The 25,187-nt window shown below is 65.0% G+C and carries 24 protein-coding genes, 1 tRNA gene and 2 pseudogenes; 14 read left to right on the top strand and 13 right to left on the bottom strand.

Features of this window, described 5'->3' with window-relative positions; genetic code table 11:
* Positions 1-13: 13 nt before the first annotated feature.
* Positions 14-89: transfer RNA gene (locus tag B586_RS18090), tRNA-Thr, on the top strand.
* Positions 90-268: 179 nt separating this feature from the next.
* On the opposite strand, the gene B586_RS18085 is transcribed toward B586_RS18090, so the two are convergent.
* From B586_RS18085 to B586_RS18080, 3 genes and pseudogenes are all read right to left on the bottom strand, one after another.
* A complete protein-coding gene (locus tag B586_RS18085; protein ID WP_054879212.1) occupies positions 269-1,069 on the bottom strand; it encodes a transporter substrate-binding domain-containing protein in 801 nt (266 codons plus the stop codon).
* Positions 1,070-1,151: 82 nt separating this feature from the next.
* A pseudogene (locus B586_RS20525) lies at positions 1,152-1,382 on the bottom strand (IS256 family transposase); the annotation flags it as partial.
* Positions 1,383-1,649: 267 nt separating this feature from the next.
* Entirely contained in the window at positions 1,650-3,458 is a 1,809-nt protein-coding gene (locus tag B586_RS18080) for a hypothetical protein (protein WP_236971324.1), read from the bottom strand.
* On the opposite strand from B586_RS18080, the gene B586_RS18075 reads away from it, so the two are divergent.
* Positions 3,424-4,368: an NAD-dependent epimerase/dehydratase family protein gene (locus B586_RS18075; RefSeq protein ID WP_168162560.1), complete on the top strand. Its 945-nt coding sequence runs from the start codon at positions 3,424-3,426 to the stop codon at positions 4,366-4,368. The two genes, B586_RS18080 and B586_RS18075, sit on opposite strands and share 35 nt — an antisense overlap.
* Here the strand turns inward: B586_RS18075 and B586_RS18070 are convergent.
* From B586_RS18070 to B586_RS18060, 3 genes are read right to left on the bottom strand one after another with little or no spacing between them, the layout of a single operon-like run.
* Positions 4,365-4,706 (bottom strand): DUF2304 domain-containing protein, encoded by a 342-nt coding sequence (locus B586_RS18070; RefSeq protein ID WP_054879214.1) that lies wholly within the window; start codon positions 4,704-4,706, stop codon positions 4,365-4,367. The two genes, B586_RS18075 and B586_RS18070, sit on opposite strands and share 4 nt — an antisense overlap.
* A gap of 13 nt (positions 4,707-4,719) precedes the next feature.
* Positions 4,720-5,442 carry a glycosyltransferase family 2 protein gene (locus B586_RS18065; protein WP_156406833.1) on the bottom strand — a complete coding sequence of 241 codons (723 nt, stop codon included), beginning with the start codon at positions 5,440-5,442 and terminating at the stop codon, positions 4,720-4,722.
* Positions 5,443-5,467: 25 nt separating this feature from the next.
* On the bottom strand, positions 5,468-6,748 hold the full coding sequence (locus tag B586_RS18060) for a hypothetical protein (RefSeq protein WP_054880833.1): 1,281 nt from the start codon (positions 6,746-6,748) through the stop codon (positions 5,468-5,470).
* Positions 6,749-6,904: 156 nt separating this feature from the next.
* On the opposite strand from B586_RS18060, the gene B586_RS18055 reads away from it, so the two are divergent.
* On the top strand, positions 6,905-8,005 hold the full coding sequence (locus tag B586_RS18055) for a DUF475 domain-containing protein (RefSeq protein ID WP_047316423.1): 1,101 nt from the start codon (positions 6,905-6,907) through the stop codon (positions 8,003-8,005).
* 213 nt (positions 8,006-8,218) lie between these two features.
* Here B586_RS18055 and B586_RS18050 read toward each other — a convergent pair whose 3' ends face one another.
* Both B586_RS18050 and B586_RS18045 read right to left on the bottom strand, forming a co-directional pair.
* Positions 8,219-8,920 (bottom strand): hypothetical protein, encoded by a 702-nt coding sequence (locus B586_RS18050; protein ID WP_054879215.1) that lies wholly within the window; start codon positions 8,918-8,920, stop codon positions 8,219-8,221.
* Positions 8,921-8,946: 26 nt separating this feature from the next.
* Complete coding sequence (locus tag B586_RS18045) at positions 8,947-9,435, bottom strand: inorganic diphosphatase (RefSeq protein WP_054879216.1); 489 nt, start codon at positions 9,433-9,435, stop codon at positions 8,947-8,949.
* A 124-nt stretch (positions 9,436-9,559) separates the two neighbouring features.
* Here B586_RS18045 and dacB point away from each other — a divergent pair, with 124 nt between their 5' ends.
* Genes dacB through hpt form a run of 4 tightly spaced genes read left to right on the top strand, consistent with a single transcriptional unit; the run spans position 9,560 to position 13,671 of the window.
* Positions 9,560-10,951: a D-alanyl-D-alanine carboxypeptidase/D-alanyl-D-alanine endopeptidase gene (gene dacB / locus B586_RS18040; RefSeq protein WP_047316410.1), complete on the top strand. Its 1,392-nt coding sequence runs from the start codon at positions 9,560-9,562 to the stop codon at positions 10,949-10,951.
* The gene (locus tag B586_RS18035) at positions 10,948-12,045 is read left to right on the top strand and encodes a zinc-dependent metalloprotease (protein WP_054880834.1); all 1,098 of its coding nucleotides are present in this window, start codon (positions 10,948-10,950) and stop codon (positions 12,043-12,045) included. Before dacB ends, B586_RS18035 begins: the two co-directional genes overlap by 4 nt.
* Positions 12,024-12,995 carry a tRNA lysidine(34) synthetase TilS gene (tilS, locus tag B586_RS18030; RefSeq protein ID WP_054879217.1) on the top strand — a complete coding sequence of 324 codons (972 nt, stop codon included), beginning with the start codon at positions 12,024-12,026 and terminating at the stop codon, positions 12,993-12,995. Before B586_RS18035 ends, tilS begins: the two co-directional genes overlap by 22 nt.
* A 19-nt stretch (positions 12,996-13,014) precedes the next feature.
* Positions 13,015-13,671, top strand: a complete 657-nt coding sequence (gene hpt / locus B586_RS18025; protein WP_156166530.1) for a hypoxanthine phosphoribosyltransferase — start codon at positions 13,015-13,017, stop codon at positions 13,669-13,671.
* A gap of 13 nt (positions 13,672-13,684) precedes the next feature.
* Here hpt and B586_RS18020 read toward each other — a convergent pair whose 3' ends face one another.
* From B586_RS18020 to B586_RS18005, 5 genes and pseudogenes are all read right to left on the bottom strand, one after another.
* Complete coding sequence (locus tag B586_RS18020; protein WP_054879218.1) at positions 13,685-14,428, bottom strand: SIMPL domain-containing protein; 744 nt, start codon at positions 14,426-14,428, stop codon at positions 13,685-13,687.
* A 42-nt stretch (positions 14,429-14,470) separates the two neighbouring features.
* A pseudogene (locus B586_RS22305) lies at positions 14,471-14,793 on the bottom strand (HNH endonuclease signature motif containing protein); the annotation flags it as partial.
* A 181-nt stretch (positions 14,794-14,974) separates the two neighbouring features.
* Complete coding sequence (locus tag B586_RS18015) at positions 14,975-15,988, bottom strand: zinc-binding dehydrogenase (protein WP_047316406.1); 1,014 nt, start codon at positions 15,986-15,988, stop codon at positions 14,975-14,977.
* Positions 15,988-17,199 (bottom strand): LLM class flavin-dependent oxidoreductase, encoded by a 1,212-nt coding sequence (locus B586_RS18010; protein WP_054879219.1) that lies wholly within the window; start codon positions 17,197-17,199, stop codon positions 15,988-15,990. Before B586_RS18010 ends, B586_RS18015 begins: the two co-directional genes overlap by 1 nt.
* Entirely contained in the window at positions 17,196-18,161 is a 966-nt protein-coding gene (locus tag B586_RS18005; RefSeq protein ID WP_082607691.1) for an alpha/beta fold hydrolase, read from the bottom strand. Before B586_RS18005 ends, B586_RS18010 begins: the two co-directional genes overlap by 4 nt.
* Before the next feature lie 259 nt (positions 18,162-18,420).
* On the opposite strand from B586_RS18005, the gene ftsH reads away from it, so the two are divergent.
* The 7 genes from ftsH (at position 18,421) to B586_RS17970 (ending at position 25,187) form a co-directional block, all read left to right on the top strand.
* Entirely contained in the window at positions 18,421-20,781 is a 2,361-nt protein-coding gene (gene ftsH, locus B586_RS18000; protein ID WP_054879221.1) for an ATP-dependent zinc metalloprotease FtsH, read from the top strand.
* A 16-nt stretch (positions 20,782-20,797) separates the two neighbouring features.
* Positions 20,798-21,430 carry a GTP cyclohydrolase I FolE gene (folE, locus tag B586_RS17995; protein WP_047316402.1) on the top strand — a complete coding sequence of 211 codons (633 nt, stop codon included), beginning with the start codon at positions 20,798-20,800 and terminating at the stop codon, positions 21,428-21,430.
* Positions 21,427-22,281 (top strand): dihydropteroate synthase, encoded by an 855-nt coding sequence (gene folP, locus B586_RS17990; RefSeq protein ID WP_054879222.1) that lies wholly within the window; start codon positions 21,427-21,429, stop codon positions 22,279-22,281. The genes folE and folP overlap by 4 nt, the downstream gene beginning before the upstream one ends.
* The gene (folB, locus tag B586_RS17985; protein WP_054879223.1) at positions 22,274-22,672 is read left to right on the top strand and encodes a dihydroneopterin aldolase; all 399 of its coding nucleotides are present in this window, start codon (positions 22,274-22,276) and stop codon (positions 22,670-22,672) included. Before folP ends, folB begins: the two co-directional genes overlap by 8 nt.
* A gap of 52 nt (positions 22,673-22,724) precedes the next feature.
* Positions 22,725-23,267: a 2-amino-4-hydroxy-6-hydroxymethyldihydropteridine diphosphokinase gene (gene folK / locus B586_RS17980; RefSeq protein ID WP_047316399.1), complete on the top strand. Its 543-nt coding sequence runs from the start codon at positions 22,725-22,727 to the stop codon at positions 23,265-23,267.
* On the top strand, positions 23,267-23,743 hold the full coding sequence (locus B586_RS17975) for a DUF3180 domain-containing protein (RefSeq protein WP_047316398.1): 477 nt from the start codon (positions 23,267-23,269) through the stop codon (positions 23,741-23,743). The genes folK and B586_RS17975 overlap by 1 nt, the downstream gene beginning before the upstream one ends.
* Before the next feature lie 145 nt (positions 23,744-23,888).
* Positions 23,889-25,187 (top strand): DUF6779 domain-containing protein, encoded by a 1,299-nt coding sequence (locus B586_RS17970; protein WP_054879224.1) that lies wholly within the window; start codon positions 23,889-23,891, stop codon positions 25,185-25,187.

The following is a 25,187-nucleotide window of genomic DNA, read 5'->3' as shown; positions in this document are numbered from 1 at the left end:
GGCGCGAGGGTAGGCCGCCTTAGCTCAGTCGGTAGAGCGATTCACTCGTAATGAATAGGTCAGGAGTTCGATTCTCCTAGGCGGCTCCATCTACCAGCGAAACCTCCTCAGGACGTTTCGCTGACCACGTCGGAGCCAGGGCAACGTGATGCTTTCCCAATACTTTCAGCCGCCACTTTCCTGGCAGGAGCAATTGTCAAAAGTTGTGGGTCATCGACGTATGCAGCCTTTTGGTCTTGTCCTTCGGGGCGTTGACGAGTTTGATCGGCTATTGCATCCATCGGTTGTAGAAGCGGCTGAAGGTGCCGTTGGTGAGGGCTTGGGCGAGCCACTCGTTTGTTTGTGCGGTCAGTTGGCTTCCTTTGGGCAGCAGGAAGGCCTTGTGATCGGTGGTAAACGGCGTGTCCGGGTGCACGGCCACCAGTTCGGGGTGTTGTTTCGCTTGGTAGCTAGCCTCGATGGCGTCGGTGATCATCACGTCAGCCTTGCCCTCGAGGAGCTGGTCGAACACGGTGGTGTTATCTTGCCAAATGGTGAGCGTGGCGTTGGGGAAGTTTTGTTTTGCGAACTGTTCGTTGGTCCCGCCCGCATTCTCGATCACGCGCACACCGTGCTGATTGATCTGGTCTATCGAGTGGAAGCCATCCGCATTCGCAGCGGTGGTCAGTGGTGTCTTGCCGCTGGTCAGATACGGCTGGGTGAAGTCGGCGAGCTGCTCGCGTGCCGGTGTTTTAGAAATCCCGCCAACAGCGACATCACATCTGCCCGGCGCCCCGACGTCTGTCATCAACGATCCCCACGTGGTCGCCACGAATGTCGCGATACGTCCCAGATGCGCCGCGAGATCGTTGGCCATGTCGATGTCGATACCGGCGTACTGTCCGGTTTTCGGATCACGATAGGACAGCGGCTTGTAGTCGCCGGTCGTACAGATCCGCAGCACCTCAGCAGTTGAGGAATGGCGAGCCGCGGTCTGCTCGCGTGAGCAACTCGCGCACAGCGCAGCGGCAAACGTAAAGATGCTCACTACGATCGTCGGGAAGAGCTGACGGCTAAGCCGGAAACGCATCAGCCGAGCATACGGCGACACCTGATCGCGGCCTGAACCCCGTTGTTGGCGTTGTCTACGCGGCCCCTGGTGGGCAGGCTCAAGCGACTAGGTGCGGGGCGTTGACCGCGAGCCAGCGGCTCCGAGCGGCATCAATGAGCTTGTAGGCCATGGCAATTCCGGCGGCTCTGGAACCATCGCCTTTGATGACCTTGGTGCGCAACGCACTAGCGAAAGTTGATTCAATGTCCTCGGCGTTGTAGATGTCACGCATCGCCGCGGCCGCGCCCGGGTGCGCGGATTTCGGCAGTGCGGAAAGCGCATTGGCCCGCTGGACTTGATCAACACCTGCGAATCCAGATCATCCGGAAGTACTTTCTTCCCGGCCATCCACAAGTTTCGATCATTGCTCTCCTGGCAGTGAATCTGTCCAGTGTTCCGCACGTCCGGGCTGTGGGGTATGCCGCTGCAAAATAAGGCGCTTTGGTCGTGGCTAGCTTGGAGCAGCTGAGCGATTCTACGGTGTGTTTTGGGCGGCCATTCTTCCAGGTTCTGCACGGGATTAAGAAATTGTGAAATCGGCGGTTAGCGCCGATACCCGTTAGGCCGGCGCGAGAAAGCCCACCGGTCCGGACGCGATGCACAATGACAGCGCGGTGGTGTTGGCGCGCACGGTGATCGCGTCTCCAGCGCCCGGTAGCCGCGCGTAGACCCGGTTGAGTCCCGGATGCACCGGAACCTTGACGCCGGGTCCTTGGGTCAGCGATAGCGTCATCGAGCCGTCGCTGTTGGCCAGGTAGTTGAGTTCGACGGTCCAATCGGCCGGCAGCAGCGGACCGTCGAGCGTCATGCGCGCCGGTTTGTCCGGCTGCACGAAATAGCCGCAACGTGGCGTAGGCCCGGCAACGATGGCCCGGATCCAGGTCACGTGCGCATCGACCAGCCGGCCGGAGCTGTCCAGCATCATCAATTGTGTTGTAGAAGAGGTAAATTCAGGTCTGTCGTGCAGCAGGGCGAACATGTGGCTGGCCAGGTTCTCCGGCCAAGCGACCCGTTGCAGCACCAGCGGATCGACCTCGGAATCCAGCAGCGGCGCACTCGAGGCCGCATGCGCGGCGGCCAAACCAGCACGGGCGTTCTGCAGATAGGGCTGGGCGGGGTTGTCACGCCAGCTGGTGAGAAACGTCGCCGTCGAGTACAGGCTGCTGGCCATAAACAGCACCGCGAGACCGGTTGTCACCACGGTGCGCGTCGGCGACATGTCCAGCCAACGCGCGGCCAGTGAGCGGTTCGGCGCACCAAACGCGACGGCCGCCAGCAGCGCCAGCACAATCACGAGATCCGGTAGATACCGTAGGGTCTGGGCCAATTCTAAGGCGGTCTGCTGCGACGACCGCATCAGATAGATCGGCACCTGACAGGCGACCGTATACCCCGCCGCGGTCAGCCACACCAACCCGATGCGTTGCTTGCGGACCAGCGAGAGCGCCAGTACTCCGATTAGCACCAGCCAGCCCAGCGCCATCACCAGCGGCCCCGGAGTGGCCCACGGCGACGCCGGCGCCCACCGGTCCCAACGCCACGGTCCGCCGGCCAGGCCCGGCACAATGCCGTGGGTGATCGAACGCCACAGCAGATCCCGCGTCATCGACAGGTCCGAACTCCATCGCCGCTGATTAACCACGGCCAGGTAGAGCGCTACCCAGCCAACGGTCAATGTCAACGACGCGATCCACAACCGGACGCCGTCAAGCCACACCGTCCGCACAGCCGTGTGATCACCTCGCACCTGGCGGAGCAGGGTGGCCACCGCGAACGCGACGAACGGGATCACCGCAGCTTTCTCGAAAAACAACAGCCCACCGCAGTAGACCGCCGCGCCGGTGACTGCGTAGCGCTGGTTGCCGGTGCGGACCAGCAGGATCGCGTCGGCGCACACCCAGGCCAGCGCCGCCAACATCGGCAGCGAATTCAGCGCCGCCGCCCACCACGCGAACCCCGGCACGGCAAGTGGCGCAAAAAGCGCAAACGTCAACGGGACCAGCAACACCCGGCGCCAGCCGAGGATGACGTACAGCGCACGCAGCAGGGCCAGCGACACCAGCAATTGCAGGATCACCAGGCTGATCGCCGGTCCGGTCCAGACCAGTGGCGCCAATCGGATGAGCACGCCGGCGATCAGGAAGGCGGCCGGCATCAGGTGGCCGTCGTGGTCGTCGAACAAGTACGACGGTGACAGCAGGCCTTGGGTGCCGGCCTTCCCGATCAGGATCAGGTCGTCCCAATAGAAGTAGCCGCGAAACGCCAGCACCGCGCGGATCCCTAGCTGCAGCGCGATCAACACGGCGGCGGCCACCCCTATGTATGGTGAGCCGGTGCGCGCACTAGTCACCGGGGCAGCCGGTTTCATCGGCTCGACGCTAGTCGACCGTCTGCTGGCCGACGGCCACACGGTGGTAGGACTCGACAATTTCGCGACCGGTCACGCGACCAACCTCGAGCATCTCGCCGACACTCCCGGGCACGCCTTCGTCGAGGCCGACATTGTGACCGCGGACCTGCACGCGATCCTCGACGAGCATCGGCCCGAGGTGGTGTTCCACCTGGCGGCGCAAATCGACGTCCGGCACTCGGTGGCCGACCCGCAGTTCGACGCGTCGGTTAACGTCATCGGCACGGTACGGCTAGCGGAAGCGGCCCGGCGCACCGGGGTGCGCAAAGTCGTGCACACCTCGTCGGGCGGATCGATCTACGGCACCCCCTCGCAGTACCCCACCCCGGAAACCGTGCCCACCGACCCCGCGTCGCCGTACGCCGCCGGCAAGGTGGCAGGGGAGATCTACCTGAACACCTTTCGCCACCTCTACGGCCTGGACTGCTCGCATATCGCGCCGGCCAACGTCTACGGCCCCCGCCAGGATCCGCACGGTGAAGCGGGTGTGGTGGCCATCTTCGCCCAGGCGTTGCTGTCGGGTAGGCCCACCAAGGTGTTCGGCGACGGCACCCACACCCGCGACTACGTGTTCGTCGACGATGTGGTCGACGCCTTCATCAAGGCGTCCGGCGAGGCGGGCGGCGGCCAGCGCTTCAACATCGGCACCGGGATCGAGACATCAGACCGCCAACTGCATACCGCGGTCGCGGCGGCCGTCGGGGGGCCCGACGATCCGGAGTTTGCGCCGCCGCGCCTGGGTGACTTGAAGCGGTCCTGCCTCGACATCGGCTTAGCAACAACGGTTTTGGGCTGGAGCCCACAAGTTCAGCTGAACGACGGGGTACGGCGCACAGTCGAGTACTTCCGTGTCGCCCAGCGGGCCTAGCGCGGCTCGGGCGCCTGCGCCTCCGCCAGTGCAACGGCGCGGGCCAACCGCGCGTAGCGCAACTCCAGGTCCTTGAACCGCATGTAGGTGCTCAGCGTGGTGAAACTGAACGCCATGATCAGCGCGTAGAGCATCAGATCGGTGCCGCGGCGTACCCCGAACCAGTGCGCCACGACGGTGGTGTCGTCGGGCCGAAGCACGGCATAGACACCGCCGAGCACAAACGCGATGTACCCGACCTTCACCCAGGCGCGAGACCGCGCGTTGCGGCGCGACCGCAGCAAGTAGACCAGCAGCGCAATGATCGACCCGATCAGCAGCACTTGGATCCAGTTCATCTTTCGGTCCTTTTCATCTCGGCATCCTCCCGCGCAGGAACCCGTCAAAGACGATGTTGACGCCGTTGAGCAGGGGCTGCCCCTTCGACTTCGAGTACTCGGTGTACAGCACCTCCACCGGTGCCTCGACGACGCGCCAGTGGTTCTCGGCGATCAACATGACGAACTCGTTGGCGTGGCTCATGCCGCTCATCGTGATATTCAGTCCGTCGGCTACTTTCTTGTTGAACACCCGCAGGCCGTTGTTGGTGTCGGTGAGGCCTAACCGGCGACCGCGCCGACTCAACCGCGCCGCGGTCCACAACACAACCCTTTTCACAAGCGGCGGCCGGCTGGCTGGGCTAGCTAAGGGCCGGCCAAAACGCGTTCCGATAACCACGTCGACGTCATTAGCGCCGAGCCGATCGACCATCGCGGCAAGGTCTTTGACGCGGTGCTGGCCGTCGGCGTCGAAGGTGGCGAAAACCTGCGCTCCCGGCTGCTGACGGGCGTACTCGACGCCGGTCTGGATCGCCGCACCCTGGCCCAGGTTGACCGGATGACGCACCAGGTGCGCCCCGGCTCTCAAAGCGATCTCGCCGGTGCCGTCGGCGCTGCCGTCGTCCACGCAGACGACGTGATCGAAAACCGCGCGCACATCGGCGATGACTTCCCCGATGACAGCGGCTTCATTGAAGGCGGGAACGATAACCCAGACTCTCGCGTAATGCGTTGCAGTGTCCATTTTCAAGCCCATTTAAGCCCACAAGGTACACGCCCGGTCAGGCCGGCTGTCCGGAACGCGCCAGTGCCGCCAGATGGACGCCGATCCCCACCAGCGGACCGCACAACAGCGCGACCACCGTGCGGGTCTCCAGCTGCAGCGGCAACAGCAGCAACGATGCCGACGCGACCGTCGCGCAAACCCAGCCCAGTGAATACGCGCGATGCAGCGCCGCTGCTACCGCAGCCGCGCCGGTGAGCGTCAACATGGCGATCGCCACCGCGGCCGCCGTCAGCCATGCCAGCAGCGTGCCGCTGGCGTCGTACTGTGACCCAAACCCGGCGCGCAGTAGCCACGGCCCCGCAACACCCGCCGCCAGCACCCCGAGTGCGCCGATACCGCCGATGATCGCCGCCGGCGCGATGAGTGCCCGGAGTCGGTTGCGGCGCTGGTCAACGAAATGAGCGATGAGGTTGCCCTGCATGGCGGTCAGCGGCACCAGCAGCGGCGCGCGGGTCAACGTCACAGCCAGGATGACGACGCCGCCTTGTGCCCCGAGCTCATTCGAGGTCAGCTTCAGCAGTACCGGAAACCCCATCACCAGAATCGCGCTGGCACCGGCAGCGGTGATCGAATGGGCGGCGCCGCGCAGGAACGTCGTGGTGCCGCAACGTGTGTGTAGGCGTGTCGTGGCTCGTGCTGTGGGGGAAGCCAGCAGTGTGATTAGCCACGCTATCGCGCCGGCGACGGTTGCCCACAAGAAGCCGATCAGACCCCATCCGATCACGAACGTTGCTGCGGCGATGGCCACCCGGATAACCGCGTCGGTCACCATCAGCGACCCGTAGTGGCTCCATCGGTTGGTGCCGGCCAGCATGCCCAGCAGGGTGGCGTGCAGGCAAAACCCGGCTAAACCAACGCTGAGCAGGGCCACCGAAAGCCAGCGCGCCTCAACGAACGTTCGCCCACTCCACAACGGCGAGCTCCCGGCGATCACGACGGCGGCAGCGACACCAACCGTCCCGGCGATCCACAGCGGGCGGGTAGGCCGACCCGGCATGGCCGCCAAATCGCTGACATAGCCCGTCGCGCGGACCTCGCGGGTGGTTTCTTGCAGCAAGCCGTTGGCTGCACCGGTGACCAGGCCGAACGCCCCCCAAAACACCCCGAATACCGAGAATCCACTCGGCGCCAGGTTACGGGCGGCCAGATAAATCACCGCATAGCCGCACAGCGCGGTCAATGCGGTCGCCGCGCCGACCCGGGCCACGCTGCCCCGGGCGACCGGACCCCGCGAGGTGCTGTCGGATCCAAGGGAATTCCCCAGCGGGAATCCCATTGGCGAGGGCGCTCCGCCGACCTCGGTCACTGTGGCGGCACCACCGGTCGACTGACCCGACGCATCGCCACAGTTTGAAAATACTAAGTGCACGGGGCCGAAAAGCCCGCGACGGCGACCAGCGTCGCTATTGTGGGTGGCTGGCAGGAAGGATCCATGGCAGCGTTCCGCGGTTTCGGCCTCTCGCTTTTGATAACCGCGGTGGCCCTCGTAGCCGGATACGTCTACGGCGGGCTCGCCGCCCTCTTTCTGCTGGTGGTGCTCGCTATCCTCGAAGTGTCCCTGTCGTTCGACAACGCCATCATCAACGCCGCGGTGCTCAAGCAGATGAGCCGTTTTTGGCGGCGGATGTTCCTGACGATCGGGATCCTCATCGCGGTATTCGGTATGCGCCTGGTCTTCCCGCTGGTCATCGTCTGGGCGACCGCCGAGCTTGACCCCGTTCGCGCCATGGGCTTGGCTTTACATCCGCCGCCCAACCACGCGCTGGAATTTCCGGACGGCTCGCCCAGCTATCAAAAGCTCATCATGTCGGCCCACCCACAGATCGCGGCCTTCGGCGGAATGTTCCTGTTGATGCTGTTCCTGGATTTCGTCTTTCACGACCGAGACATCAAGTGGCTCAAGTGGATCGAGGTCCCCTTCGCCCGCATCGGGCGGCTTGGTCAGCTGTCGGTGGTGGTGGCCGGCGTGATGTTGGTCCTCATCGCCGCCACGCTGACGCATTCCAGTGACGAGCAGGCGAAGGTGCTGATAGCCGGGCTGCTGGGCTTGGTGACGTATCTTCTCGTCAATGGATTGAGCCGGGCGTTTCGGCCATCAGGCATTGACGCGGCTTCTGGGCGGAGGGTGGCCGGCAAGGCCGGCCTCGTCTGGTTTCTCTATCTCGAGGTTCTCGACGCCGCCTTCTCCTTCGACGGGGTAACCGGCGCCTTTGCGATCACCGCCGACCCAATCATCATCGCGCTGGGTCTGGGACTGATCGGCTCGGTGTTCGTCCGTTCGATCACCATCTACCTGGTCCACCAGGACACGCTGGACCGTTATGTGTACCTGGAACACGGCGCGCACTGGGCGATCGGCGCGTTGTCGGTGATCATGTTGCTTTCTGTCGAGCCGCGATTCGAGGTCCCCGAGGCCGTCACCGCCTTGGTGGGCGTGGTCTTCATCGGCGCGGCACTCACCTGGAGCGTGTTGCGCAATCGTCGTGAGATCAAGGCCGGCGTCGACCTGCTGCCGACGGCGTCGTCGAGCTAGGCCGTCATCTGGTCGGCAATCATGCGGACACCAGCCAGTCCGGGGGATCACCATTGAGGTCTCGGACTGTCTTAAGAGACTTGTGCACGCTTTAAACACCAGTGCCGCTGCGGAGAAAGTGCCCGTCCGCGAGCGCGCGCAAAATGCCAGTCAATACGGCGTGTCGCCGTACCGACACGGACGTTCGTCCCGCGTCGTGTATCCCGGCCAGCGCTAGGCTTCGATTGCTCCGGCGATGCGCCGTTCGATGCTGGCTCGCGCGGGGGACGGCAGCACGATAAGCCCGTCGAGCTCCTTATTCGCCCGCGCATAGGCGTTTTGTCGTTCCTCGCGCGTCGCTGCATCGTCTTGCGCCAGGTGCAGCAGGTTTTGGGCGCGCGCCAGTCGTTGCTGTTCGTCGGCTGAGAAGTCGCTGCGGCGTCGGCGAATCGCCTCAGCCTCGGCGATCTCCAGCGCGCTGATGTACTCGTGGACGGCATCGCGGTATTCGAGTTGCGCTGTCCGATCGCCGGCGATGGTCTCCACGTCCTGGGGCCGTTCCGGCCGCAGCAGGTCCGCACGCCGCTTCGCCTTGTGGAAGGCGATGGTCAGCGGATCGCGCATGTCGGTCATCAACGGGAAGTCCAGCAATTTGGCGATATCGAATTCGTAGTCCAACCACCGGGCGTCGGCCCGCTCGTGAGCTTCGATGAGTTTGGTCAGCTCCCGGCGATAGCTTTCTTCGTTGGTTCGCCGCCGGCCGGATGCCTCGGCCAGGGCGATTTTGGTTTGCTGCTTCAGCCGATAGCGCTCCAGCCGTCGCTCGGCCCGCCGCTCGTTCGCGGCGGCAATAGCCCTCAGGCCTCCGCCGACCGCGCCGCCCAGTGGGAAGATCAGCCACCAGTAATTCGCAGCGAAATGCAGCAATGGGGTCACCTGGCCAGGATGCCACCGGCAATGCGTCAGTGTGCGCCGGCTTTGAACCGCTCCACCGAGCGCTGCACCTCTGCTTCGGCTTCGGCGCGGCCTACCCAGTCTGCGGCCTTCACGAACTTGCCCGGCTCTAGATCCTTGTAGTGCACGAAGAAATGCTTGATCGCGTCCAGCTCGAAGGCCGCAACATCGGCGATGTCTTGGATGTGATCCCATCGGTGGTCGCTGGCCGGAACGCACAACACCTTGTCGTCGCCGCCGTGCTCGTCGACCATCCGGAACATTCCTACCGGACGCGCCTGAACGAGCACGCCGGGGAACAGCGGCTCCGGTAGCAGCACCAGTGCGTCCAGCGGGTCGCCGTCTTCGCCGAGGGTGTCTTCGATGAAGCCGTAGTCGGTCGGATAGGCCATCGGGGTGTAAAGGTAGCGGTCTAGACGTACCCGTCCCGTCTCGTGGTCGACCTCGTACTTGTTCCGCTGGCCTTTCGGAATTTCGATGGTCACGTCGAATTGCACCGTGTCGGCTCCTTAAATCTCAGATAGGCCCGGGGTAGATCGGTTGCGTGGCGGGCTTCACCCTATCCGAGACGTTGGTCCAGCGGCTGGTTCGGCAGAATGGGACCAGACAGTCAGGAGGGTCATGAGTCCCATTCGCTGGCAGAAATCCTACGTGGTCGTCGGGTTGGCTGTGCTGGCGTTTGTCGTCGCCGTGGTGGCGGCGGCAACGGTCTTCACCGCGGGCGGTCACAGTGGAGCACGGTCCCCGGTACCGCCGCCGCGGGCGCCGACGGTGAAGCCGGCATTGGTCCCGGTAACCGAGACCGCCGTGGCACCTAGCGTGGACGGGCTCGCGGCCGTGCTGGCGGCGGCGGTGGCAGATCCCAATCTGGGTAGGTTTGGGGGCCGGATCACCGATGCCATGACCGCCAAGGAACTCTGGCAGCAGCAAGACGACATGCCGTTGGTGCCGGCGTCGACCAATAAGATCCTGACCGCAGCTGCGGCGCTGTTGACACTGGACCGCCAGGCCCGGATCAGCACCCGGGTGGTGGCTGGCGGCCCGAACGCCCAGCCCGGGGGGCCTGAAGTCATAGTGCTGGTAGGTGCTGGGGATCCGACGCTGTCGGCCGCGCCGCCCGACCAGGGCACCTGGTATCGGGGTGCGCCGCGGATCAGTGACCTTGTCGAACAGGTTCGTCGCAGCGGCGTGACGCCGACGGCGGTCCAGGTCGATACCTCGCTGTTCACCGGTCCGACGATGGCGCAGGGCTGGGATCCGGCCGATGTGGACAACGGTGATATCGCCCCGATCGAGTCGGCGATGATCGACGCCGGGCGTATCCAGCCGACAACCGTCAACTCACGACGGTCGCGTACCCCGGCTCTGGACGCCGGGCGGGAGCTGGCCAAGGCCCTGGGGGTCGATCCCGGTGCGGTGACAATCGCCAAGGCACCGGCCGGGGCGCGGCAGCTGGCTGTGGTGCAGTCAGCGCCGCTGGTTCAGCGGCTATCCGAGATGATGGACCACTCGGACAACGTGCTGGCCGAATGCATCGGTCGCGAGGTGGCGGCCGCCATAAACCGGCCGCTGAGCTTTGCCGGCGCGGTCGACGCGGTGACCAACCGGTTAGGCACCGCGCATATCGACACCACCGGCGCTGCGCTGGTGGATTCCAGCGGATTGTCGGTCGACAACCGCTTGACCGCCAAGACACTCGACGGCGCGGTGCAGGCGGCGGCGGGACCGGACCAACCGGCGTTGCGGGCGTTGCTGGATTTGCTCCCGATCGCCGGCGGCAGCGGCACGTTGTCAGAGCGCTTTCTCGACTCGGCGACTAACCAGGGTCCGGCCGGCTGGTTGCGCGCCAAGACCGGCTCGTTGACCGCCATTAACTCCTTGGTTGGGGTCGTCACTGACCGCAACGGTCGGGTGTTGACATTCGCGTTCATCTCCAACGACGCTGGCCCGACCGGTCGCGCCGCGATGGACGCGCTTGCCACCAGGCTGTGGACGTGCGGGTGCGCGACGTGACCTCATCGACCTCATCGACCTCATCGACCTCATCGTCGGAGTTCACCCTCGGTGCCGCGGTGGACTGGCGATTCGCCGCCAGCGTAGGAGAGCGGCTGGCACGTCCCGGTCCGCCGGCTTCCGAATACACGCGCCGCCAGGTGATCGACGAGCTGTCCCGTGCGGCGGCGAAAGCCGAACCGTTGGTGCGCGACGTCACTGGCTTGGCCACCGGCCGGGTAGTGCCGCCGGCGCGCATCGTCGACCGGCCGGAATGGGTTCGGGCGGCGGCCGAGTCCATGCGGGTGATGACGAACGGGACTGACAAGCCACGAGGGTTCTTCACCGGACGGATCACCGGTGCGCAGACAGGTGCGGTGCTGGCGTTTGTGGCGTCCGGGATCCTCGGTCAGTACGACCCGTTCGCTGCCACCGAGCAGGGCTGTCTACTGCTGGTGTATCCCAATGTCATCGCCGTCGAGCGTCAACTGCGGGTCGAGCCCTCCGATTTCCGCTTGTGGGTATGCCTGCACGAGGTGGCCCACCGGGTACAGTTCACCGCCAACCGGTGGTTGTCCGAGTACATGTCGAAGGCGCTGGGCTTGTTGACTCAAGAAACCAGTGCAGACATCGGGCAGGTGGCGGGTCGGCTTGCCGACTTTGTCCGCAGCCGGAGTTATGGGTCGTCCGCCGCGTCCGCAGCGGAGAATTCCGCTGCTCACACGTCGGGGATTCTCGGCCTGGTGCGCGCCGTGCAGTCCGAGCCGCAGCGCGCAGCCCTAGATCAGCTTCTGGTGCTCGGCACGCTGTTGGAGGGCCACGCCGACCACGTCATGGATGCGGTCGGCCCGATGGCGGTGCCGTCGGTGGCTACGATCCGCCGTCGATTTGACGCTCGTCGTCATCGCAAGCAACCGCCGTTGCAGCGGTTGCTGCGCGCACTGCTCGGCCTCGATGCCAAGCTCAGCCAATACACCCGCGGCAAGGCGTTCGTCGACCACGTGGTGGGCCGGGTCGGAATGACACGGTTCAACGCGGTCTGGTCGGGCCCCGAAACGCTGCCGTTGCCCGCCGAGATCGAAGACCCGCAGCGATGGATCGACAGAGTGCTGTAGGGCAGCTGCGCAGGGCTGTCGAAGCGTTCGCTGGTACCTATCTGGTCACTGACGACCGATGGTGCGTCGCGCTCTCCGGTGGCCCGGACTCGTTGGCGCTCACCGCGGTCGCGGCCCAGTTGCGCCCCACGACCGCGTTGATCGTGGATCACGGTTTGCAATCCGACTCGGCCGCTGTTGCAGAAACCGCTCGAAAGCAAGCCATCGCGTTGGGATGTGTTGCCGCACAAGTGCTTTGTGTGCAGGTGGGTCGCCCGTTTGGTCCCCAAGGCGGCCCCGAAGCAGCGGCCCGCGCTGCCCGATACGCCGTGTTGGGCGCCTATCGCGATGGTCCGGTGTTGTTAGCCCACACGCTCGACGATCAAGCTGAGACGGTGCTGCTGGGCTTGGGCCGCGGTTCTGGGGCGCGCTCGATCGCCGGCATGCGGCCGCACGATCCGCCGTGGTGCCGGCCGTTGCTGGGTGTGCGGCGCCGCGTGCCGCGTGCCGCGTGCCGAGAGCTGGGGCTGGCGGCGTGGCAGGATCCGCACAACACCGACCGCCGTTACACCCGAACCCGGCTGCGTCTGGACGTGCTGCCACTGCTGGAGGACGTGCTGGGTGGCGGGGTCGCCGAGGCGTTGGCCCGCACTGCGACGGCGTTGCGCGAGGACACCGAGCTGATCGACACGCTCGCCGCACAGGCGCTACCCGACGCCCGTGTCGGGTCGGGGCTACAGGCGCGGGCTCTGGCCGCATTGCCCGACGTGGTTCGACGCCGGGTGATCCGTGGCTGGCTATTGGCCGGCGGCGCGACCGGGCTGACCGACAAGCAGATCCGGAGAGTGGACACGCTGGTCACCGCGTGGCGCGGGCAAGGTGGGGTGGCGGTGGGGTCCACGTTGCGCGGACAGCGTTTGATCGCTGGTCGGTACGACGGTGTACTGAGCTTGCGACGTGAGCCCGTCTAGCGGCCGGTAGCGAGTCCTGATGCCGGGCCCCGCCGTTGGTTTTCGCGGGGTGGCATGGCACGCTGTGCTCGTGGCCCAGAGCTCCTCGGCGATCAACCCCGGACCGACGACAGAGCTGTACCCGGGCGATATCAAGTCGGTCATGCTCACCCAGGAGCAGATTCAGGCTCGCATTGCCGAGCTCGGCGCCCAAATTGGCAACGATTACCGTGACCTTTCGGTTGCTAGTGGCGAGGATCTGCTGTTGATCACCGTGCTTAAGGGCGCGGTGATCTTCGTCACCGACCTGGCGCGTGCGATTCCATTGCCTACCCAGTTCGAATTCATGGCCGTTAGTTCGTATGGATCCTCGACGTCCTCGTCAGGTGTGGTGCGGATCCTCAAGGATCTTGATCGCGATATCCACGATCGCCACGTGTTGATCGTCGAGGACGTCGTTGACTCCGGCCTGACTCTGTCTTGGTTGCTGCGGAACTTGGCCACCCGGCGTCCGCGGTCGCTGCAGGTATGCACACTGCTGCGCAAGCCCGACGCGGTAGGCGCCAACGTCGACATCACTTATGTGGGTTTCGACATTCCCAACGACTTCGTCGTGGGTTACGGACTGGATTACGACGAGCGTTACCGCGACCTGCCCTATATCGGGCTGCTGGATCCCCGGGTCTACCAGCAATAGACCAGCAACAGCGCTAGTCCAGCTCCCACACCGCGGTCACCGAGAAGCTCACCGTCTGCTGGCCAGGCTCCAACGGCACGGCGGATGTGCCCCGTTGCGGGGCGGGAGGCATCCCGGCTACCGGCGTGCCCCCGGTGGTCTCCGAGATGGAAAGCACCCTGCCCAGCCGCAGGCCGGACAGCTGAGCGTATTGGTCGGCACGACTTTTGGCGTCTTGGAAGGCCCGCGCACGCGCGTCTTTCACCAGCGGTGAGTCGTCTGCGATGGAGTAGCTGACCGAGCTGATCCGGGTCGCGTCGCCGCCGGTGCTGACGATGAGGGCCAGCATCTTTGATGCGGTGTCCGGCGGGCGGATCTTGACCTCGATCGCGTTGCTGGCGCGGTAGCCGGCGATGGTGGCGGTGCCGGCGAGCTCGGATCTGCTGTACTCGGGCTGCAGTGTCACGTTGGTGGTGCTGATGTTTTTGCGGTCCATCCCGGCGCTGACCAACGCACTGATGACCGCTTGTTGGCGGTCATTGGTCTGGTTCATCGCGGTGGTGACGTCGGGCTCGGTGAACTCGATAGCAACGTCGGCGGTCAAGGTGTCCGGGACGCCTTGGACTTGCCCTGCCCCAACGACGGTCACCTGACGCGGATTCGCCCCGGGTGGTGCGGGATTGTGCGTATCGCACGCCGACACCGTGATGATGGCTAAGCCAGCGGCGGCCACAGCGGTCGACCTACGGGCAAACCTCGGGCGTATTGTGATCGGCATGCCTGGCACCCTAGCCGCCCGGCAGCGCTGCATCAGCGGTTCTTAGAAGGGCGGGTCGTCGGGCAAGGGGTTCGGTTCGTCGGGCGCCCAGTCCGGAGACAGTAGTTCTGGCTCTCGGGGTTCGTTCACCCAGGTGCAGTAGGGGCTGTACTGGGTTTGCCTTTGAAGAGAAACAGCATGTCGCGCATGTGGTTTCGGAATACGCGTGCGGCGATTTCCTGTTTTCGGGCATATTCTAGGCGTTGTCGGGCTTCGTTGAGAGGTCTTTGCTCTCGGTTATGCTTGCGCGCCCGCGCAATCCGGCTGCTGCGTTGCTGCGATCTGTTTCGTCTGTTGGGGGGCGGTGCGGCGCATGCCGGGCCGCGCGACTTTTGGCAGGGTCGCAAGTTGTGGATACCTGCGGCCACGGCTGGAAGGTGTGGACATGAGGCGGCGCCGAAGGCGGAACCGCAACCGGCCGCGCAAACTACCGCGCGGTAAACGTCGGCGGCATAACCGCGTCTGGCTACTCGGCCAGGGGGTGTGGAAATCCGTGGCCTAACCGGTCTACGGACTAACCAGAATCTTGCAGTGCTGCTCGGGTTCGGCCAGCTCATCGAAGGCCTGGCCCACCGCGTCCAGCCCGACCTCTCCAGTGATCAGCGGGGTGGCATCGATGTCGCCCTCGGCGATCGCGCGCAGCGAGTCGGCGAACTCGTCCGGGTGGTATGCGAGCACGAATTGCACGCTGATCTCCTTGGCGATCGCAAAGAACGGATGCACAGTGTCGGCCTGCATGCACACCCCGGCGACCACCAGGCGGGTGCCCGGACGCGCCCGCAGCATCACGTCGTCGATGATCCCAGGCACCCCGACCGCCTCGAACACCACCGCGGGTTTGATGGTGTCGAACGGGGAGCCCTGCGCCGGATCTAGTGTTTGGTGCGCGCCCATCGTGCCGGCCAGCTCGCGTCGCTTCAACGAAAAATCTGATGCGACAATGGTTTCGATGCCACGAGCGGCAAGGGTGGCGATGATTGCCAGGCCAATCGGACCACAACCAAGCACCAGGGCGGTTTCACCGGGTGCGATGTTGGACTTGTTGACGGCATGCAACCCTACCGCCATGGGTTCGGTCAACGCCGCGTGTTTGAGATCCAGGCCGTTGGGGATGGGCAGCAAAAGCGGTGCCGAGAGCAGCATCCGCTCGGCGTAGCCGCCGATCGTGCTGTTGCTCGTAAGAATCGGTTCGATGCCGTTGGCGGACAGCAACACCGGGATCGATGTGACCGGGGTTCCCGGGGGATAGGTTTCAGTGTCGGGCCCGGCTTCGAGCACCTCGGCACTGAATTCGTGGCCCATGAAGACATCGCGGCTCAAATCGACGTGCACGCCGCCCGAATCACCCGTAATCTGATCGGTGAGTGCCAGCATGTCAGCGCCGTGATCGGCGAAATGCAGGTCAGTGCCACAGATTCCACATGACCGCACGCCGACCAGCACCTGGCCCGGTTCGGGTATCGGTTCGGGCACGTCGTCCCGATAGATCATGTGCCCATTGCGAAGCACCGCAGCGCGCATCAGTTCTTCTCGGTTTCAATCTTGAGTCCGTGTTCCCGCTGGTGTTCATCGACGTGTTCGGTGATGGCTTTCGCCACCGCCTCGCCGGCGCGGCCAATCAATTGGTCACGTTTGCCTCTGGCCCAGTGGTGAGACGATCGCGATGCTTCTAGCTGTCCCTTGAAATAGGGAATCACCTTGCGGGCGAACAGGTCATAGCAGTGGTGCGTCGCCCGGGGTGCGGCCCAGTCATGGCCGAGTATCAGTAGCGTGCCGAAGCCGCCGGACCGTTCGAGCAGGTCTTCGATATGTGCGATCGCGTCGTCTGGTGTACCAATACAGCAATTCCCTTTGGCCGCGTAGTCTTTGACGAACTCATGAGGTGTCTGCGCGCCGTCGACCGTGTTGGCAAGCGGAACGAAGCCAGCCGCGCCGAAATAATTGGCGAAATCCCGCAGCCCGTAGGTGCAGTCGTCGATCGCCTGGTCGCGGCTTTCCGCAATATGCATGATGCTCAGAACACGCCAATTAGCCCGATCCGGTTCGTCCCGGCCGACTTTGGTGGCCTGCTCGCGCACCAACTCCCAGGTGTTTTCCAGCGCGGCGTAGCCGCCGGGCACCGACATCGACAGTGACAGCAATGACGTGCCCAGTGCGCCGGCCAGGCGTGGCCCGGACGGCGAAATCATTGCCGCCGTGGCGATTTCCGGGTAAGGCCAGGTGTAGGGGCGGATGTGTAATTGCGCGTCGCGCAAGGTGAACCAGTCGGAATGGCGGTCGATTCGCTCAGCGGGTGCGGCCCGGAATAACGCGAGGATCGCCTCGAGGGACTCCTGCATCATTCGCCGCTGCTCAATCGGGTCGATACCCATCATGTAAGCGTCCGACGGCAGCGCACCAGGACCGGTACCGAACATAACCCGGCCCCGGGTCAGGTGGTCTAGCAGCACCCAGCGGTCGGCCACCATCAGTGGATGGTGGTAGGGCAGCGAGACCACTCCGGTGCCGAGTCGGATGTGCTTGGTCCGCTCCGCCGCGGCAGCGATGAACACTTCCGGACACGCGATCAGCTCGTAGCCGCCGGAGTGGTGTTCACCAAACCACGCCTCGTCGAACCCCAGGTGATCCAGCGCAACAACGCGCTCCATGTCGTATTCCAATGCCACCGTGGGAGATTGGCCGATCGGATGAAACGGCGTGATGAAGACGCCGAAACGCAGTGGCGCACTCACCGCAACTCTAATCCGTTGAGGAACTCCAACAAGGTGGCGTTGACCTGGTCGGGTCGTTCCTGCTGCAGCCAGTGCCCCGCACCATCGATCATTACCTGGCGGTACGGGCCGGAGATCACCTCCGAAGCGCGGTCGGTGCGGGTGAATGCCAACACCGGGTCGGCGGTCCCGGCGATAAACAACGACGGCACGGAGATAGTGGCGCCCGCGAATTCAGCGGTGGTCTCCCAGTTGCGGTCGAAATTGCGATACCAGTTCAGGCCGCCGGTGAACCCGGTACGAGAAAACTCGCTGACGTAATGGTCGAGCTCATCCTGGCTGATCCAATCCGGCAGCTGGTCCGGTTCTGGAAGCCGATCAATGAAGCCTTCCGGGCCGGGGGCGACCATCCGGATCGCCTCGCTCTGGTCGCGCGACGATGCTTGCATGGCGCCCATCATTCGGCGCATCGTGCGTGCGGGGTCGCCGCCCAGTTCGGCGTCGGCAACACCTGGCTCCTGGAAATACAAAATGTAAAAGAAGTTCTCCCCGAATGTCCGGCGAAACGCGTGTGTCGGGGGCACCCGCGCCCGGGGCAGCGCCGGCACGCTCAACCCGGCGACCGCGGCGACGCGGTCGGGGTGCAAGAGTGGCGCGTTCCACACCACGACGGCGCCCCAGTCGTGACCAATCCAGACGGCCCGCTGGGCGCCGACGTTGTCGAGCAGACCGACGATGTCGGCGGTCAGCTCATGGATGGTGTAGGCCTCCACCGCATCCGGACGAGAAGAGCCACCGTAACCGCGCTGATCGGGAGCCAAGACGTGGTAGCCGGCCTCGGCGAGGGCCGGAATTTGGTGCCGCCACGAGTAGGCCAGTTCGGGAAAGCCGTGGGCCAGCACCACCACCGGTGCGCCGCGTTCCCCGGCCTCGATTACCCGCAGCCGCACGCCATTGGTAGCTATGTACCGTTCGGTCCCCAACCGACTTGAACGCACCGTCTCACCAAATCACAACCTCCGCCGAACGTGAAGCTGGCCGCACGTTGGGCCGCGAACGTGAAGCTGGCCGCACACTCGGGAACCACGGAACTGGCGATCGCCACTGGGTGAGATGGTGGCGGCCCGCTTCGCAGGCCGCATTGTCGCCAGGCGCTGAGCTGGCGATCGCGACTGGCGGTAGCCTGGACTTTTCTAGCTGCGTGTATCGGGGAAGGAACCTGGCCGGCACGGCCGATGATTGATGAACCGAAAAAACGTGATCCGCACGGTTACGGTGATCGCCGTAGTGGTGCTGCTTGGCTGGTCGTTTTTCTACTTCAGCGACGACACCCGTGGTTACAAGCCCGTCGACACCTCGGTGGCGATGGCCCAGATCAACGGCGACAACGTCAAGAGCGCGCAGATCGATGACCGGGAGCAGCAGCTGCGGTTGACCTTGAAAAAGGGCAACAACGACACCGATGGCTCCGACAAGGTCATCACCAAATACCCCACCGGGTACGCGGTCGATCTGTTCAACGCGCTGAGCGCTAAGAACGCAAAGGTCAGCACCATCGTCAACGAAGGCAGCATCCTGGGCGAGTTGCTCGTTTACGTGCTGCCGCTGCTCTTGCTGGTGGGCCTGTTTGTGATGTTCTCCCGCATGCAGGGCGGCGCCCGAATGGGCTTCGGATTCGGCAAATCACGCGCCAAGCAACTTTCCAAAGACATGCCCAAGACCACTTTCGCCGACGTCGCCGGCGTCGACGAAGCGGTCGAGGAGCTCTACGAGATCAAGGACTTCCTGCAAAACCCCAGCAGGTACCAGGCGCTCGGCGCGAAGATCCCCAAGGGCGTGCTGCTCTACGGGCCGCCGGGCACCGGTAAGACGTTGCTGGCCCGCGCTGTCGCAGGCGAAGCGGGCGTTCCGTTTTTCACCATCTCCGGCTCCGACTTCGTTGAGATGTTCGTCGGCGTTGGCGCCTCCCGCGTAAGAGACCTGTTCGACCAGGCCAAGCAGAACAGCCCGTGCATCATCTTCGTCGACGAGATCGACGCCGTCGGCCGACAAAGAGGCGCCGGGCTCGGCGGTGGCCACGACGAACGCGAGCAAACCTTGAACCAGTTGCTGGTCGAGATGGACGGTTTCGGCGATCGGGCGGGCGTCATCTTGATCGCGGCAACCAACCGGCCTGACATCTTGGACCCCGCGCTGCTAAGGCCCGGGCGTTTCGACCGGCAGATCCCGGTGTCCAACCCTGACCTGGCAGGTCGTCGTGCGGTACTACGCGTGCATTCCAAGGGCAAGCCGATCGCCGACGACGCCGACCTCGACGGACTCGCCAAGCGCACTGTCGGCATGACCGGCGCCGACCTGGCCAATGTCGTCAACGAGGCGGCGCTGCTGACCGCCCGGGAGAACGGCACTGTCATCACCGGCCCCGCCTTGGAGGAGGCGGTGGACCGGGTGATCGGCGGGCCGCGTCGCAAGGGCCGGATCATCAGCGAGCAGGAAAAGAAGATCACGGCCTATCACGAGGGCGGGCACACCTTGGCGGCTTGGGCGATGCCCGACATCGACCCGGTCTACAAGGTGACGATCCTGGCTCGGGGTCGCACCGGCGGGCATGCGGTGGCGGTGCCCGAGGAAGACAAGGGCCTTAGAACCCGCTCGGAGATGATCGCGCAGCTGGTGTTCGCGATGGGTGGACGCGCCGCCGAGGAGCTGGTGTTTCGCGAGCCGACGACCGGTGCGGTCTCGGATATCGAGCAGGCCACCAAAATCGCGCGCTCGATGGTCACCGAATTCGGTATGAGCTCCAAACTTGGGGCGGTCAAATATGGCTCCGAGCACGGCGACCCGTTCCTCGGCCGGACCATGGGCACCCAGGCGGATTACTCCCACGAGGTGGCCCGTGACATCGATGATGAGGTTCGCAAGCTCATTGAAGCCGCGCACACCGAGGCGTGGGAGATTCTCACCGAATACCGCGACGTGCTCGACACCCTGGCCGGCGAGCTGCTGGAAAAAGAAACCCTGCACCGGCCGGAGCTAGAGGGGATCTTCGCCGGCGTCGAAAAGCGGCCCCGACTCACCATGTTCGACGATTTCGGTGGACGGATCCCGTCGGACAAGCCGCCGATTAAGACACCCGGTGAGCTGGCGATCGAGCGCGGCGAGCCCTGGCCCCAGCCGGTCCCCGAGCCGGCGTTCAAGGCAGCCATCGCCCGCGCTTCGCAGGCCGCTGAGGCCGCGCAACAAGCAGCGCAGTCGGAGGCCGACGGACCCGGCCACGGTGCCAATGGTTCACATGCTGGGGACCGTCAGCGCCAGCACGGCCCCACCCAACCCGACTACGGCGCTCCGGCGGGTTGGCATGCGCCTGGATGGCCGCCACAGCAGCCGCCGGGTTACTGGTATCCGCCTGCACAGCAACCCCCGCAGTCGCCCTATTGGCCGCAGCCAGCGCCCAGCTATCCGGGCCAAGCCCACCCTCCGTATCCGTCGTACCCGCCCTATCCGCCTTACCCGCCGCCTGATCAATCCGCCCCGGACGCGGGTAAGTCCCCTGAACAGCCGGACGAGGGCGTGAGCCCCTCCAACCCGCCGGCGCACGGCTGACGAAACGGAGGATTCGATGGCCTTACCGGATTTGGGACCGGATTTGGGGCCGGAGAGCACCGCCGCGGTCCCGCGTATCCGGGTTTTTGACCAGCAGCGTGCCGAGGCCGCGATTCGCGAGTTGCTGTATGCCATCGGCGAGGACCCGGATAGGGAAGGTTTAGCCGACACCCCGGCTCGCGTGGCGCGCGCATACCGCGAGATGTTCTCCGGGCTCTACACCGACCCGCAAACCGTGCTGAACACCATGTTCGACGAAGAACACAACGAACTGGTGATCGTCAAAGAGATTCCGATGTACTCCACCTGCGAGCACCATCTGGTGTCCTTCCACGGTGTGGCACATGTCGGCTACATTCCGGGCGTCGACGGTAGGGTGACCGGCCTGTCGAAGATCGCTCGGCTAGTGGACCTCTACGCCAAGCGGCCACAAGTGCAGGAGCGGCTCACCAGCCAGATCGCCGACGCCTTGGTCAGCAAGCTCGATCCGCGCGGGGTCATCGTCGTCATCGAGGCCGAGCACCTGTGCATGGCGATGCGCGGTGTCCGCAAACCCGGCGCGATCACGACGACGTCGGCGGTGCGCGGTCAGTTCAAAACCGATGCTGCTTCTCGAGCCGAAGCGCTCGACCTCATCCTACGTAAGTGAGTCCGGCGCCGGTGCAGGTTATCGGGGTGCTGAACGTCACTGACGATTCATTCTCGGATGGCGGGCGTTACCTTGATCCTGACGACGCTGTCCAGCACGGCTTGGTAATGGCCGCGGACGGCGCCGGGATTGTCGACGTCGGGGGCGAATCGACTCGGCCCGGTGCTATTCGAACCGATCCTCGAGTTGAGCTCTCTCGTATCGTTCCTGTCGTCAAAGGTCTTGCTGCACAGGGAATTACGGTAAGTATCGATACTATGCGCGCTGATGTTGCACGGGCGGCGCTGCAAAGCGGCGCGCGGATCGTCAACGATGTGTCCGGTGGGCGAGCCGATCCCGCGATGGCTTCTCTGGTGGCTGAAGCCGGTGTTGCGTGGGTGCTGATGCACTGGCGACCGGTGTCGGCCGACCGGCCGTATGAGGCTCCGCATTACCGCGACGTGGTGGCCGAAGTGCGCGCCGACCTACTGGCCGGCGTCGACCGGGCGGTAGCCGCAGGTGTTGACCCGCAGAAGTTAGTGATCGATCCTGGGCTTGGATTCGCCAAGACGGGACAGCACAATTGGGCGCTGCTGAATGCGTTGCCGGAGTTGGTGGCCACGGGGGTCCCGGTCTTACTTGGCGCCTCGCGTAAACGGTTCCTGGGTAGGTTATTAGCCGGGCCTGATGGCGCGTCGCGACCGCCGGATGGCCGCGAGACGGCGACCGCGGTGATTTCCGCACTTGCCGCCCTGCACGGGGCTTGGGGTGTGCGGGTGCACGACGTGCGGGCCTCGGTCGACGCTCTCAAGGTCGTCGGGGCTTGGCTGCATGCTGGGCCTCAGATTGCAAAGGTTGGATGCGATGGCTGACCGAATTGAGTTGCGGGGCTTGACAGTTCATGGACGGCACGGGGTCTACGACGTTGAGCGCGTCAACGGGCAGGACTTCGTGGTGGACGTCATCTTGTGGATCGATCTGGCCGATGCGGCCGCGAGCGACGACCTGGCTGACACCCATGACTACGTGGTTCTGGCTGAGCGGGCTGCCGAGATCATCGCCGGCCCACCACGGAACCTGATCGAGACGGTCGGCAGCGAGATTGCCGACTTCGTGATGGACGACGAACGCGTGCACGCTGTGGAGGTGGTGGTGCACAAGCCGCAGGCGCCGATCCCACAGAGGTTCTCTGATGTGGCGGTGGTGGTTCGGCGATCGCGGCGCGGTGGTCGCGGTTCGGTGATTCCTGTGAGCGAGGTGTGATGACTCGCGACGACGACGATGCAGAGCGAAGCGATGAGGAGGAGCGGCGCCGATGACTCGCGTCGTACTGTCCATCGGATCCAACCTGGGTGACCGTCTGGCGCGGCTGCAGTCAGTCGTCGACGGGCTCGGCCAAGCAGTGGTGGCGGTGTCGCCGGTGTATGACACCGTCGCATGGGGTGGCGTGGAGCAGGGATCGTTCCTCAACGCGGTGGTGATCGCCGACGGCCCGGCGTATGACGCGCAGGCCTGGCTGTGCCGGGCCCAGCAGCTCGAGCGGAAGGCGGGTCGGGTTCGCGGCCAGCGTTGGGGCCCGCGCACCCTCGACGTCGACGTGATCTCCTGCTACCAGACTTCGGGCGCTACGAACGGTGCGGCCGAGGTGATCACGCGCGAAAGCGACCTGACGTTGCCGCATCCGCGGGCTCATCTGCGGGCTTTCGTGCTGGTTCCGTGGTTGGCCGTCGACCCGGATGCTGAGCTGACCGTCGCCGGGCGGGCGCGGCGGGTCGACCAGCTGTTGGCCGAGGTGGAGCCGACCGAGCGGGAAGGTGTGCGGTTGACCAAGCTGACACTCAAGCCGAAATCAGACTGATGGGACCGACCCGCAAACGTGACCTGACGGCCGCGGTGATCGGCGCTGCGGTGGTGGGTTATCTGCTGGTGGTGGTGCTGTACCGGTGGTTTCCACCGATCACCGTGTGGACCGGTCTGTCGCTGCTCGCGGTTGCCATCGCTGAGGCGCTGTGGGCGCGCTACGTGCGGACCAAGATCAGCGATGGTGAGATCGGCGATGGGCCCGGTTGGCTGCATCCGCTAGCGGTGGCACGCAGCCTGATGGTTGCCAAGGCGTCGGCCTGGGTGGGTGCGCTGGTGCTGGGTTGGTGGGTCGGCGTATTGGTGTATTTTTTGCCGCGGCGGTCGTGGCTGCGGGTTGCCGACGAGGACACCTCTGGAACGGTTGTGGCGGCCTTCAGCGCCCTGGCTTTAGTAGTTGCAGCCATGTGGCTGCAACATTGCTGCAAATCTCCGCAGGACCCCACCGAGCACGGCGAGGGTGCCGAAAATTAGCTCGCTCGCCAACGTTGCGGACCGCCACGCGTAGCGTGGATTATCAGCCGGGTATTGCACCGCAATTCGACCCACGATTGACGCAGGTGGAAATCGCCGGACTGGTGCGACACGCGGATTGACCTCGTCCGGGTACAGTCAGGCCATGACCGTTCTGTCCCGCGGCGCCCGGGTCCGGCGCGGCGGCCGCAGGCCGGGTTGGGTGCTCTTGACGGCGTTGCTGGTCCTCGCGATGGGGGCCAGTTCCGCACTAGTTTTCACCAATCAGGTGGAACTTCTCAAGCTCGCGGTGATCCTGGCGCTGTGGGCCGCAGTCGCCGGCGCCTTCGTGTCGGTGCTGTACCGTCGGCAAAGCGACGCGGATCAGTCTCGGGTGCGGGACCTCAAGCTGGTCTACGACCTGCAGTTGGATCGGGAAATCGCGGCCCGCCGCGAATATGAGCTGATGGTGGAGTCCCAGCTGCGCCGCGAGCTGGCCTCCGAGCTGCGCGCTCAGGCCGCCGACGAAGTGGCTGCATTGCGGGCGGAGCTGACCGCGTTACGAACCAACCTGGAGATCTTGTTCGATACGGATCTGCAGCACCGCCCGGCGTTGGCTGGTGCGGAGACACCGCAGACAGAAGCCGCCCCCCCAACGCGCGCTTATAGCGATTGGGCCCGCGATGGCCAGAGCAAGCCCGTCGACTGGGTGCCCAGCGATCGGGTCACATCGGCCCGCCAAGACCGCCAAGACCGGGTGCCCAACCGCACCGATGACACCTCGATCATCGACGTGCCCGAGGAACCGCTGTTGCCGCCTCGAGGGCCGGCGACCCCGCAGGAGCGGATGCGGCCGCATTTTGAGGCCCCGCCGGCACAGCCGGATTTGCGGTTTGAACCTCGCCACCGGCCGCCACCATCAGCCCCACCACCGGAACAGCTGCAACCACAAATGCAGGATTGGCAGCCGGTCACCGCAAACGAACACTGGCTGCCCCCTGGTTCGGCGGACAGCACCTGGGCGGGCGTCGAGTCCGCGACTGCCTCGGTTGCCGCCCCGTCGGGTCGTCGGCGGCGGGCCCGCCATTCCAGCCCGGACGACGTCGTAGCAGGCCTGCCTGGCGAAGCCGGGACCGAGCAGCAGTACAGCGGGTCGGGTCGCCGGGCGCGGTCGCGCCACTCCGCCGAATACCGCGAATACAGCATCGAGAACATTGCGGTCAAAGGCACCCCGAGCAGCCAGCCGCCGGCACCTGCTGGTCCTGCTTTCGCCGAACAGCCACCACGACTGGCGTCGCCTCCCGAGCCGGTGCCCCGGCACCGCGGCGCGGATCCCTCGGCGGACGAGGTAAAGGGACGCGATCTAGCAGCCGGTGGTCAGTCGGTTGCCGATCTGATGGCCCGGCTAGGGGCCGAGCCGACCGGTGGTGGCCGGCGTCGTAAGCGTGAGGGCCGTGACGCATGA

Source organism: Mycobacterium haemophilum DSM 44634 (assembly GCF_000340435.2).
Taxonomy (GTDB): domain Bacteria; phylum Actinomycetota; class Actinomycetes; order Mycobacteriales; family Mycobacteriaceae; genus Mycobacterium; species Mycobacterium haemophilum.
The sequence above is the reverse complement of the archived record's forward strand: the minus strand, read 5'-3'. Positions and strand labels throughout refer to the sequence as shown.

What these genes read in the sequence shown, in the direction of transcription:
- B586_RS18085 (WP_054879212.1), bottom strand. Translation starts at nt 1,069, where the DNA reads ATGCGTTTCCGGCTTAGCCGTCAGCTCTTCCCGACGATCGTAGTGAGC.
- B586_RS18080 (WP_236971324.1), bottom strand. Translation starts at nt 3,458, where the DNA reads ATGAAACCGGCTGCCCCGGTGACTAGTGCGCGCACCGGCTCACCATAC.
- B586_RS18070 (WP_054879214.1), bottom strand. Translation starts at nt 4,706, where the DNA reads ATGAACTGGATCCAAGTGCTGCTGATCGGGTCGATCATTGCGCTGCTG.
- B586_RS18065 (WP_156406833.1), bottom strand. Translation starts at nt 5,442, where the DNA reads ATGGGCTTGAAAATGGACACTGCAACGCATTACGCGAGAGTCTGGGTT.
- B586_RS18060 (WP_054880833.1), bottom strand. Translation starts at nt 6,748, where the DNA reads ATGGGATTCCCGCTGGGGAATTCCCTTGGATCCGACAGCACCTCGCGG.
- B586_RS18055 (WP_047316423.1), top strand. Translation starts at nt 6,905, where the DNA reads ATGGCAGCGTTCCGCGGTTTCGGCCTCTCGCTTTTGATAACCGCGGTG.
- dacB (WP_047316410.1), top strand. Translation starts at nt 9,560, where the DNA reads ATGAGTCCCATTCGCTGGCAGAAATCCTACGTGGTCGTCGGGTTGGCT.
- tilS (WP_054879217.1), top strand. Translation starts at nt 12,024, where the DNA reads ATGGATCGACAGAGTGCTGTAGGGCAGCTGCGCAGGGCTGTCGAAGCG.
- hpt (WP_156166530.1), top strand. Translation starts at nt 13,015, where the DNA reads ATGCCGGGCCCCGCCGTTGGTTTTCGCGGGGTGGCATGGCACGCTGTG.
- B586_RS18020 (WP_054879218.1), bottom strand. Translation starts at nt 14,428, where the DNA reads ATGCCGATCACAATACGCCCGAGGTTTGCCCGTAGGTCGACCGCTGTG.
- B586_RS18015 (WP_047316406.1), bottom strand. Translation starts at nt 15,988, where the DNA reads ATGCGCGCTGCGGTGCTTCGCAATGGGCACATGATCTATCGGGACGAC.
- ftsH (WP_054879221.1), top strand. Translation starts at nt 18,421, where the DNA reads ATGAACCGAAAAAACGTGATCCGCACGGTTACGGTGATCGCCGTAGTG.
- folE (WP_047316402.1), top strand. Translation starts at nt 20,798, where the DNA reads ATGGCCTTACCGGATTTGGGACCGGATTTGGGGCCGGAGAGCACCGCC.
- folB (WP_054879223.1), top strand. Translation starts at nt 22,274, where the DNA reads ATGGCTGACCGAATTGAGTTGCGGGGCTTGACAGTTCATGGACGGCAC.
- folK (WP_047316399.1), top strand. Translation starts at nt 22,725, where the DNA reads ATGACTCGCGTCGTACTGTCCATCGGATCCAACCTGGGTGACCGTCTG.
- B586_RS17975 (WP_047316398.1), top strand. Translation starts at nt 23,267, where the DNA reads ATGGGACCGACCCGCAAACGTGACCTGACGGCCGCGGTGATCGGCGCT.
- B586_RS17970 (WP_054879224.1), top strand. Translation starts at nt 23,889, where the DNA reads ATGACCGTTCTGTCCCGCGGCGCCCGGGTCCGGCGCGGCGGCCGCAGG.